General features: G+C 62.9%; 12 protein-coding genes and 1 pseudogene. 5 read left to right on the forward strand and 8 right to left on the reverse strand.

The annotated features are described in order from the left end of the window. Window positions 1–609: 609 nt before the first annotated feature. The 4 genes from VD972_RS45635 to VD972_RS38495 form a co-directional block, all read right to left on the reverse strand. Window positions 610–1,191, reverse strand: a complete 582-nt coding sequence (locus VD972_RS45635; RefSeq protein ID WP_414654197.1) for a hypothetical protein — start codon at window positions 1,189–1,191, stop codon at window positions 610–612. A 545-nt stretch (window positions 1,192–1,736) separates the two neighbouring features. After that, window positions 1,737–2,102 (reverse strand): hypothetical protein, encoded by a 366-nt coding sequence (locus VD972_RS38485; RefSeq protein ID WP_324993813.1) that lies wholly within the window; start codon window positions 2,100–2,102, stop codon window positions 1,737–1,739. After that, entirely contained in the window at window positions 2,095–2,721 is a 627-nt protein-coding gene (locus VD972_RS38490) for a hypothetical protein (RefSeq protein WP_324993814.1), read from the reverse strand. Before VD972_RS38490 ends, VD972_RS38485 begins: the two co-directional genes overlap by 8 nt. A gap of 89 nt (window positions 2,722–2,810) precedes the next feature. Then, complete coding sequence (locus VD972_RS38495) at window positions 2,811–3,665, reverse strand: hypothetical protein (protein ID WP_324993815.1); 855 nt, start codon at window positions 3,663–3,665, stop codon at window positions 2,811–2,813. Window positions 3,666–3,837: 172 nt separating this feature from the next. Here VD972_RS38495 and VD972_RS38500 point away from each other — a divergent pair, with 172 nt between their 5' ends. After that, window positions 3,838–4,194, forward strand: coding sequence for a lantibiotic dehydratase C-terminal domain-containing protein (locus VD972_RS38500; protein WP_324993822.1), 357 nt, complete (start codon window positions 3,838–3,840; stop codon window positions 4,192–4,194). Window positions 4,195–4,409: 215 nt separating this feature from the next. Here the strand turns inward: VD972_RS38500 and VD972_RS38505 are convergent, their stop codons facing one another. The 3 genes from VD972_RS38505 to VD972_RS38515 form a co-directional block, all read right to left on the reverse strand. Continuing rightward, window positions 4,410–5,126, reverse strand: a complete 717-nt coding sequence (locus VD972_RS38505) for a hypothetical protein (RefSeq protein WP_324993816.1) — start codon at window positions 5,124–5,126, stop codon at window positions 4,410–4,412. A gap of 358 nt (window positions 5,127–5,484) precedes the next feature. Continuing rightward, the gene (locus tag VD972_RS38510; protein ID WP_324993817.1) at window positions 5,485–6,147 is read right to left on the reverse strand and encodes a hypothetical protein; all 663 of its coding nucleotides are present in this window, start codon (window positions 6,145–6,147) and stop codon (window positions 5,485–5,487) included. A 21-nt stretch (window positions 6,148–6,168) separates the two neighbouring features. Then, window positions 6,169–6,723: a serine/threonine-protein kinase gene (locus tag VD972_RS38515; protein ID WP_324993818.1), complete on the reverse strand. Its 555-nt coding sequence runs from the start codon at window positions 6,721–6,723 to the stop codon at window positions 6,169–6,171. A 274-nt stretch (window positions 6,724–6,997) separates the two neighbouring features. Here VD972_RS38515 and VD972_RS38520 point away from each other — a divergent pair, with 274 nt between their 5' ends. From VD972_RS38520 to VD972_RS45350, 4 genes and pseudogenes are all read left to right on the forward strand, one after another. Next, a complete protein-coding gene (locus VD972_RS38520) occupies window positions 6,998–7,651 on the forward strand; it encodes a J domain-containing protein (RefSeq protein WP_324993819.1) in 654 nt (217 codons plus the stop codon). A gap of 70 nt (window positions 7,652–7,721) precedes the next feature. Next, complete coding sequence (locus VD972_RS38525; RefSeq protein ID WP_324993820.1) at window positions 7,722–8,168, forward strand: hypothetical protein; 447 nt, start codon at window positions 7,722–7,724, stop codon at window positions 8,166–8,168. Window positions 8,169–8,217: 49 nt separating this feature from the next. After that, window positions 8,218–8,574, forward strand: a pseudogene (locus VD972_RS38530) (CHAT domain-containing protein); the annotation flags it as partial. A 15-nt stretch (window positions 8,575–8,589) separates the two neighbouring features. Then, window positions 8,590–9,324 carry a DUF4879 domain-containing protein gene (locus VD972_RS45350; RefSeq protein ID WP_414654198.1) on the forward strand — a complete coding sequence of 245 codons (735 nt, stop codon included), beginning with the start codon at window positions 8,590–8,592 and terminating at the stop codon, window positions 9,322–9,324. A 19-nt stretch (window positions 9,325–9,343) separates the two neighbouring features. Here the strand turns inward: VD972_RS45350 and VD972_RS38540 are convergent. Next, window positions 9,344–9,614, reverse strand: a 271-nt coding sequence (locus VD972_RS38540) for a PQQ-dependent sugar dehydrogenase (RefSeq protein ID WP_324993821.1), incomplete at its 5' end; no start/stop codon positions are given.

Consider the following 9,614-nt stretch of genomic DNA (forward strand, 5'->3'; position numbering starts at 1 on the left):
CAACGCATGGATCAATCAGCTGCGGCGACTGCGGGTGCGTGACGAGCGCCGAGACGATGTCCACTTCAGTCTCCTCGTTCTGGGGACCTGCCTGATACTCTTCCGGGGGCTTCAAACCTGACTTTTGTTAGGAGCTCTAAGGGCGCGATTCTGCTAGAGGTTTCGCACCGCCCGGCGTGGGTTCGATTCCCGCCGCCGCTTCCATACGCGGACCCAATCGTGGGTCCGGCACGCGGAGGGGCTGCCGCAGCACCGCGTCCGAAGGAGACGCAACCGCGTCCGCCGGGAACGCGGACCGCATGACATGCGGCCCCAGCCCGTGAGGGCACCAGGAAATCTCACGGCGAAGCCGCGCACGCGGCTGGCACGTCCGTTGCTGATCTCGGTGTGCCCGAGTCTCCGATGCCGTGGGGCCTTCGGACGACGTGCCCCCCTTGCGGAGTGGGGCATCTGCTCGGGACGTCCCTTGGGCGCACGATGGGCTTGTCCACGACGCCTTAGACTAAGGGGCTCGTTGCAATACCGTGAGCCCGGAGCATAAATAGAGGCACCGCACTCCTCGATTACGAACAACTGCGCTGCCTCTTTCCATTAAAGACGTCTATGCCGTTAATGATCAAAGGGGAGCATGAACTGATTCTTGTTGCTCCGCGCTGCCTGGGCTGCCGCGATAGCCAACGCCTCTGAATACCGCTTGACATTAATCGCCAGCAGTTCGTCCAGAGGCTCGCCTCGTTTTGTTGGAAAACGTCGCCACTTCTTTCTCCCACCAGGCAGCACGACAATCTTTTCCCTATACATCGTGCGCATGAAGGGGACTGAATCGACGATGGTGAATCGCGCGAACTCTTCGCCTAGCGTTCGGACGAACTGCGCACCGCCAACAACAATCGGATGCAGAGTTCGCCCGACACGTTGCTGCAATTCCCGCAGTGCATTTATTGCCTCAGCGCCCTCGCGAGGAGTTCGATTACCCGTCTGGAACTCCTTGGCAACGTACGACATGAGGGGGTTCTGCTTGAGCAGGTCTGCCCAGAACGCCCAGTCGGAAGAAGTCAACGCATTGAGGTGCAAAACGACAGGGACACCAGCATCCGATAACTCTTCCGCGATACGCACCATCCGAGCACGATTCCACAGTATGTGCGGGCGTGGCGCATCAGAAAAGAATGAGAAGTTCTGCGCCGTCATGCCGACAAGGCCTACCTTGGCAAGCGCGGCAGGTGTTTTGTACGCGCGCCGATTCTCCCAATAAATCTCTAGAGGATCGTCATCGGAGACTGAAACAAGGAGAACCTTTGTACGTGCATCGATGAGATATTCGGAACGAAGGTCACTGGCCGTGCAAGAGCGAAGCCCATAGTGGCCATTGCGGCGCTTAGCTATGACATCCGAGGTAGGAAGCGCGACTGCGTCAATATCAAATGGCCGTATGCGACTCTTCCCGTGCTGAATCATAGGAACATAGAGAGGGAGTTCTGCATGTGCCATTGGTAGCAACTGCGTTGAAGGTCGGAACGGCAGACCACCGACCTCTCGCCACCGTCGGACGAATGTGTCTCGCCTGCATGGGCAGGTCCAGTTGTTCTCCTCGCAGCGCCCTGGGATTTGACAATCCATAAAGCACCCCCACAAGGAGCGCTGCGCATCAACACCACCGCATTCACGCAAGAGACTGCAAGCGCCACACCCAGGATGGTGCAGGACAGGCAACCTCTTGCTCGCCTCCACCATCATCACTCTTCTCCTTCAGGTTCACAGGTGATCGTGAAATCGCCTAGAGGCGATACTGAATCGATGACGGCCTTCGCCATCCCCATCATTTCATTGGAAATGACGCTCGCGAGTTGAGTTCCCTCTTCGGGATACACTGCGCCCAAAAGACTAGTCGTCTCATACACACGGACTTCATCTTCGATGATGTTCAGCCAGACTTTCGTGCCAACAGTTGGCTTATCTCCAGCAGCACGACAGCGATAGGCCGCTTTATATTCGGTACGCCTGCATGCCGTGATGATTGTTGGCTCAATTAATTCGCGATAAGCAGCATCTTCACGTTGCCGGTAGCCCTTGGCCTGAGCCTTCCTCCATCTCTCACCCATGCAGCACCTGCTTCGCGACAGGAATGTAGAGCCATTGCCGCCCCTGTTTTTCGCGACACGCAAGCCGCAGGCGATACAGATCGGCGAGGCGATTGTTCCACCCATTGACGGTAATGTTCTTTGCTTGATCCTTCTCAAAGAGTTGGGTTGCGGTGGCACTGCCCTCACGCACGAGCGATTGAAGCGTATCGATGACGCTCAGGTCAGGACTACCAATGAGCCTTGCTTTAGATACCACTCCGCCGTCGATCTGGAGCGCTTCCAAGCAGACGTGGCGGCTGCTGCTCATGACTTCCCCGAGCTCCTCCGCAATCTCCGAAGATAGATGGGTGACGACAGGGAAGATGTTGAGCGGTGGAAGGTCGCTCGGCTCATTCGGATCCACGAAATGAATACCAGCACGGATAAATGCAAGAACTGTGGCCTTGATGTAGCTCGCCGTGACTGACTCGATGCCTGCGAAGTCGACAACTACAATGGCGCCCTTTCCAGTCACCAGTTCCGGATGGCCTTCCAGCTCATCCAATAGAGGTTTGCGATGCTCCTGCCCAAGCGTCGCGCCATGTAGGTGCGGCACTCCAGTCGATTTGTCCTTGATCGCCAGCTGGTACACGTCCACAGGAACCTCACCTCGTGAGCTTACGAACGGCAATATAGAGGCGAGTTCCGAGGGCGTCAACCCAATTTAACTTCACCGAGTGAGGCTATTCATGTCGGCAGAGGTAAGTCAGGGCCTGCTTGGTCGAGGGAGCAAGTCACGCTTAGCTGGAAACCGGGAAGAACCGGACTCGACATGATCCTGGCGGCACGCTCCTTGCCTCTGCCGTCCAGGGTTAGCACTGCATCTCCACTTCGAAAGCGGAGATGCCCATTGAGATCGGCAAGAGCCTTGTGGACCTGCTTGAATCCTCCCCCTTCCTTCTCGCTCTTACGTCGCGTCGCGTAATTCTGGATTGCCTCCTGCAGCGCGCTCTTTGAGTCGGAAAGCGTGGACCACTTAGGGTTCGTCCGAAGGCTGTTGAGCAGGCCTCGTCCAAGGTCAACGACAGCAAACTGCATCCATCGCTCGTTGACGTGGTACCCGATGAGCCCTGTCGCTGGCTTGGATTCGTCAGAACCGCTGTGCTGGATGACGTTGTCTGCCATCTCATCCAGAGCCTTCGATAGGGCGTGCGCTAGCGTGCTGGAGAATCCTTGAGACTTCAGCGAGCGGCCAAATCGCTGCCGATACAGGTCCCAAGGTGTTTCTAGGATGTCAGCACGCCGTCGAAGAAGGAACAATTCGAACTGAGGTGCCGCAAACATCTCGGGGGTGGAAGGGGCCTGCACTTCTCCTGAAAGCAGAGAAGCAGCCTCGGGCAACACGGATGAAGTGCCACTCCACTTCTTGAATAGTGCCGTTCCTATTGCGTTGCTGGAGGCCTCCCATTGGGTCGCCGCACAGGCCAGTTCAAGCGCTGCGTCAAGGGTGATGCCCGACGGTCGCACGCCTTCAATCGCGGCCGCCCGTCCTTGAACTAGATAGGCCCGAACCTCATCAATTGTGGCGGCATTAAGAAGCATTTTCTAAGAGAAGGTAGAACCCCACCTTATACGGCGTACTGGCGCTTCGCAAGCTATCGGGCGACGGATCACCTTCGTTAACGGATCACCTTCGTTATAGGCCGCCTGATCAGGTGGTCGCGCAGACGCTCCGCCAAGCAGGGCCATAGGAGGAAGCCTGGAACTGCTGCCCCTGCTCTCCGGAGACGCCGGGGCGGGAGCACGCTGGCGCGTGACACTGTGGGGCATCCATGCTCTGCTCGAGGATCTCGGCATGGACCTGGAAGCCCGGCGCCAGTTGATGGAGCGACTCCGCCAGGGCTTCGGCGAAGAGTTCCGAGTGGACGGCGCCTTCGAGCGGCAGCTGGGACAGAATTTCCGCCAGCACCGCTCCGAGCTGGAGGCCCTACTCCAGGGTGCGGACGCTTCGCAGGGGCCTATGGCCGCGGCGCGGGCGGTGTTGAAGAGACGCTCCGAACAATGGGCTCCCAGGATGCGCGAGCTGCGAGCCCTCGAGTCGGCGGGGGGCCTGACGCAGAGGGTGGATTAGCTCGCCGAGAGCTATGTCCACATGCACGCCAACCGGATGCTCCGCACGGCGGCGCGCGCAGGAACTCATCCTCTACGACTTCCTGCACCGGCTCTATGCGTCCCAGGCAGCGCGCCAGCGCCGGACCCTCTGAACAAGAGCGGCCCTCCCCTTGTGCAGGAGAGGGCCGCCCCTTGTTTCATTCACCGGGGCTCCTACCCGGGCGCTGACTGCACCTACTGCACCGAGGGCTTCTGCGTCGTGAGGGCCTCGATGAGCTGGTCCACCTGCTCCACAGGGATGCCCTTGAAGTCCAGCACCGCCTTGCCCTTCTCGTTGCGCACCAGCACCTTCACGCGCGTGCCCTTGCCCTTGGGGAAGCGCGCCGTCACCGCGTCGCTGTACCTATCGGCCAGAGCCTCCGCCTCCTTCGGCAGCGGCTTGCTGGAGGCCGGCTTGCGCTTGCGCTGCAGCGCCTTACGCATCTGGTCCACCGTGCACGTCTTGAAGGGCAGCATCGTCACCTGCCCCTTCTCATCCGGCACCTCGATGAGCGTGTCGCCCGGCTCCTCGTGGTTCACCTGGATGTCCGCCGCCTCCTTGTACGTCAGCAGCAGGTACAGGCACGTGACGCCGAAGCGCCGCGCCACCGGCTCGGTGAAGGCCTCGGCCACGGCCCCGTACAGGCTCAGGGCCGTCTGGGACAGGTCCGCCAGGTTCTTGCTGACGAACTCCTGGGCGTCCTTGTAGCCGGCGGCCTCCGCTAGCTTCTTCTCCACGATGTAGTTGTAGATCTGCCCCAGGCGGTGGTGGTTGGTGTTCTCCTGCGCCATCAGCCCGAGCATCTCGGCCTTCAACTGCTGGAGCGTGGTGCCCTCCGGGATGGAGGTGGCGGAGGTGGCGGTGGTGGTGGCGATGCTCGCGGACTCCTTGAACTTCAACAGGTTGAACATGTGAGGTTCTCCCCTTGAGAGACGCACCATGCGTCCCGGCCACTTGAGTGTGCGGCTGCCGGGGCCTAGAGCACGCCGCGCGCCAACCGCTGTTCGCCTGAGAAAACAGCCACTTGCGAGAGCCCCCTCTCATGAACCGTCCGTGCGTGTGGATGGATCGTCCGTGTCGGGAGACGGTCTAGAAAAGCTCTGGAATGCCAAGGGTTTACGCGGGAACTGGGGAAAGGATATTTCTGTAACCCAGCGAATTGACGAGGATATGCTGGAGCCTCTCACGGGAGTGACCGTCCGCGAACTCGGACGGTGCTCCGGTACCCACTAGTGGGGAGTGGCCGGGGGGGCTGAGCGCCGGTACCCACTAGTGGGGAGTGGCCGCAGGGTCAGGGTTTGCGGGGCTGGATGTGGGACGGCGCCCCCGAGGGATGGGGGCCAGGTAGCACTTCTTCTTGAAGACGTAGCCACCTTTCTCCTCACACTCCTCACGAGCGAACGGGGCCTCCGCCCAGCAGCCTCCGTTGAGGGCCACCTGCTGCTTGCGCGGGCAGCGTCCCTTCGCCTCCTGAACATCCTGCCCGGGCAGGGGCTCGGGGGGCGTGTCCTCCTCCAGCCTCTGCTGGGTGGGGAGTTCGCGGGAGGACTTCCCGGAGGCGGACGCCAGCGCTTCACCCAGCCCAGTCGGCCCCGCGTCCGGCTCCTCGGCTCGAGCGGGCGCCCAGTGGACGAAAGGCGATGTCTCTTCAGGCCCACCGGAAGCGACCCACCCCATTCCCACTGCCAGGGCCAGGCTCGCGGCGGCCGCCAGGGGCCAGGTCCATGTCCGCCAGGGCCTCGCAAGCGCGGTGGCGCTGACGCGTGCAGGGGGGCCGCTGGAGAGCGTGTGCTCGGCGGCCTGCTCCAGCGCCTCCGCGAGATGCTCCGCGGTGCCGCGCTCCTCGGGACGCACCGAGAGCATGCGCAGAATCAAGGCGCGCAGCCGGGGCTCGACTTGCAGCAGCGAGGCGGGAGCAATCACGGCTGCCATATGCCAGGTGCCGTGCTCGTCCTAGGTGGGCTCGGCAAACTCCGGGTACTCGCCCGTCACCAGCCGGCAGGCGGTCACTCCCAGCGCGTACGCATCATCCGAAGGCCGCGCGCTGTAGCGCGCCGAGCGGTTGCGCAGGGAGTTCAGCTCGAAGAGTCCAGATTCTGGAGCCCGGTAGGCAGGAGTCCCCGGGTATGAATCGGGAGGCGTGAGCGTGGTGGCGCCCGCGTAGCAGCCCGCGCCGAAGTCGGTGAGGAAGGCGCGCTGGTCCGAGCGCACCAAGACATTGTCACCTTTCACATCCCGGTGGACGCCACCGTGAGCGTGGAGCGCCTGGAGCGCACGCGCGAGCTGGGCCAGCACCCGAAGCTGCTGGGAGGCGGAGGGCGCGTGTTGCCAAGCCCAGTCATACAGGGGCTCTCCGTCCACCCAGTCCATCGCGAGATAGGGATGGAGCGCTCCGCTCGACATCTGCCACTCACCCGAATCCCACAGGCGCGGGACGCTCGGGTGGCGCAGGCGGGAGAGCAGTTCCTGCTCGCGTGCGAAGCGAGGATCCCTGGGTAGCAGGGCCACGTTGAGAGCGACGGGTGGCGAGTGCCTACAGCGGCTGTAGGACCGGGACACGGGCCCGGCCAACGGCTTGGGTGGCACCCGGCAGCAGCACTCCTTCCCCGCTGGGCCCGGGGCCGCACCCCGCCAATGGGCCTCCATTTCTCCTATCGCTCTACCTTCAAGGTCGTGAGGCAGCCTCGCGGAGCCATTTTCTTGACGCGCTCCGCTGCGCGAGTCTAATCACGCCACAGGGCTGTAAGGCCCTGTAGCACAGGCCTCCTACGGTCCACCGCCCATGGCCGCCATCATCTACTGTGAGAGTACAGCAGCCCTGGGGTGGTTCCTCGAGAGGTCCCACCTGTGCGTGGTGCACCCTGGCAAGGCCGCCTCGGTGTTTCCGCGGGAGTTGATCAGCTGCATCCAGTACGTGGGAGAGAGCATCGGAATGGCGGTGGCCTCTCCGTGGGTGCTCCAAACCTGTCTGGAGCGGCTGGGCGGGGCCTTGGTCGAGCAGCTGGGTCCGGACGAGCCGGTCATCTTCAGTGGCGCTCGGCCCGTGTGGCGCGAGTCCCACCCGGACGGCAGGGGCGAGGTGCCCTTGGTGGACACGTTGAGCCGGCTCATGGTCCGCGCCCGGGCCGACGAGCGCAAGCAGCGGCTCCGCCAGGCGTTCGTCAAGCGGCTGAAGACGCTGGCGGACAACGCCCCCAACGGCAGTGGAAGGCAAGCACCCGGCTTGCCCGCCACCCCCGCCAGGCTGAATCCGTACGACGTGCTGGGGGTGAGGCCGGACGCCTCGCGCCAGGATGTCCGCACCGCCTGGAAGACGAGGGCTCTGGAGTACCACCCGGACCGGGTGGCGACCCTGGGCAAGAAGCTCAAGGAGGTGGCCGAGGAGGAGACGCGGACCATCAACGCCGCCTACGAGATGATTCGGCGCTCCAGGTAGGCTCTTCGCGCCGTGTCTCTGCCCACGTGCTGTTCGAGCTCCCTCTGAATGGCGCGATTGAGTGTAACAGTTGGAGAAAGAGCGGGAGGTGCTGCGTGCCTCGCATGAGCGGCTGCGGCTGGAGTTGGAGTTGCTCAAGCGCCGCATGCTCGTCGCCAAGGCTGAGCGAGTGGACACCCGACAGCTGGAGCTGGAGTTTGCCCAGAAGCTGAGAGCCCTCGAGCAGGTGGCCGGCACGCTGGGCGTGGCCTCGGGCGAGCAGTCAGAAGGCGATTCGGCGAAGAAGAAGAAGAAGCGCAAGCCTTCGGGGCGGTGCGACTTGAAGAGCCTGCCGTTGGTGATTGCCCGGGTGAAGTACCGCACCGTGGGGGCCGACGGTGAGGCGGCGCTGGAGACGGCGATGATGCCCAAGGAGCTCTTCTTCCGCTACTCGCTCGTGCGCGCTCACCCAGGAGAGGAGAGCGTGCGGCGCCTGGCCATCACGGCGGCGTTGCGCCTCAAGGGCCGATCTGTCTGAGGAGACGGCGAATACCTCGCGCATCATCCACCGGGGCCTGAGCGCTCAGCCCGACATCGCGCTCGCGACCGCGCTGGAACTGGCCGGCCTCAACCTATGGGGCACCGAGCTCGTCGTCCTGTCCGCGTGCGACACCGGGAGAGGGGACGTGAAGCTGGGCCAGGGCATCTACGGGCTGCGCCGGGCCTTCGTGGCGGCTGGGGCGGAGACGATCGTGATGAGCCTGTGGAAGGTGAACGACGGGACGACGAGCGAGCTGATGGAGGCCTACTACCACAACCTGCTGGCGGGGCAGGGCCGCGCCACCGCCCTGCGCGAGGCGATGCGCTCGCTGCGTGCCACCAAGCCCCATCCTCACTACTGGGCGCCCTTCATCGTGCTGGGCCGAGCCCCCCCTGAGCGCGCTGGTGTCCACCGGCCCATAGGCACAGGGCCTCCAGCTCGCAGATTTTCTGAATCAATCTGCATCTCGTCGGCTCATAGCAGGCGAGTGGTGAGCGGTGGACCCCATACCCAGGGACGAGCCGAACACCCACTCGAGCCGTGCCGGGGAGCAAGAAACCCGCTGCCCGTGAACAGGTACACACTCACTTGGAGAAAGAAAATGAAATACAGCGTTCTTCTCATGGGCTTGATCGCCGCCTCAACGACCGCCTTTGCCGCAGCGGACACGAAGCAGGTTGAGCCGCTGGACTTCGATGTCGGACTGCTGGCCCCCCTGCCTGCGGATGAGGCGCCAGACACGGGAGGAATGGTGAAGCTCGGGCCTGCTGCCGCGCTGAGCTACCTTCAGGTGTACGCAGTCGGCTCGAGCAGCTACGGCGGCTGGAAGGTTCTGTCAGATCCCTATGCGTACACCACGACTGAGGATCACGGCGGCCCGATCCTGCTCGTGGCCGTGCTCGAGATCGGCCATGGAGGCAGCAAGTTCGCCAAGATGGCCGGTAGCCAGCTCCCCTCCTCCGCCAACTACTTCAATGAAAGCGTCTGCGCGTTCATCAATGGCTACCCCTATGGGTGCTCGGCCGGGCAGACGGTGATCGGCTGGATCCGATACTTTGATGTCTCCGGCTACCAGAACGGGCTGTTCGAGTACCAGAACACCTCGTTCAATTTCCCTTGGAACACCATGTACGACCGCCTTTCGATCCTCTGATGCGGCAAGCGTCCTGAGCTCACCCGCGGCCGGGGAGGAGGCGCAGAATCCGGCCATCCTTCTCGTCCGTGACGGCGTAGATCGCCCCATCCGGGCCGACCTTCACGTCCCGGATGCGCGCGCCGAGAGGGATCCGCTCCTCCGCGGCGACCCGATCTCCGTCCATGATCAGCCGCACGACTCCTTCGCTGACCAGTCCGCCAATCAGGATGTTCCCTTCCCACCCAGCGAACTTGTCGCCGGTGTAGAATGTCATGCCCGCCGGCGCGATCACCGGATCCCAGTAGTAG

This window comes from Hyalangium sp., from assembly GCF_035629615.1.
In the GTDB taxonomy this organism is placed as follows: domain Bacteria; phylum Myxococcota; class Myxococcia; order Myxococcales; family Myxococcaceae; genus Hyalangium.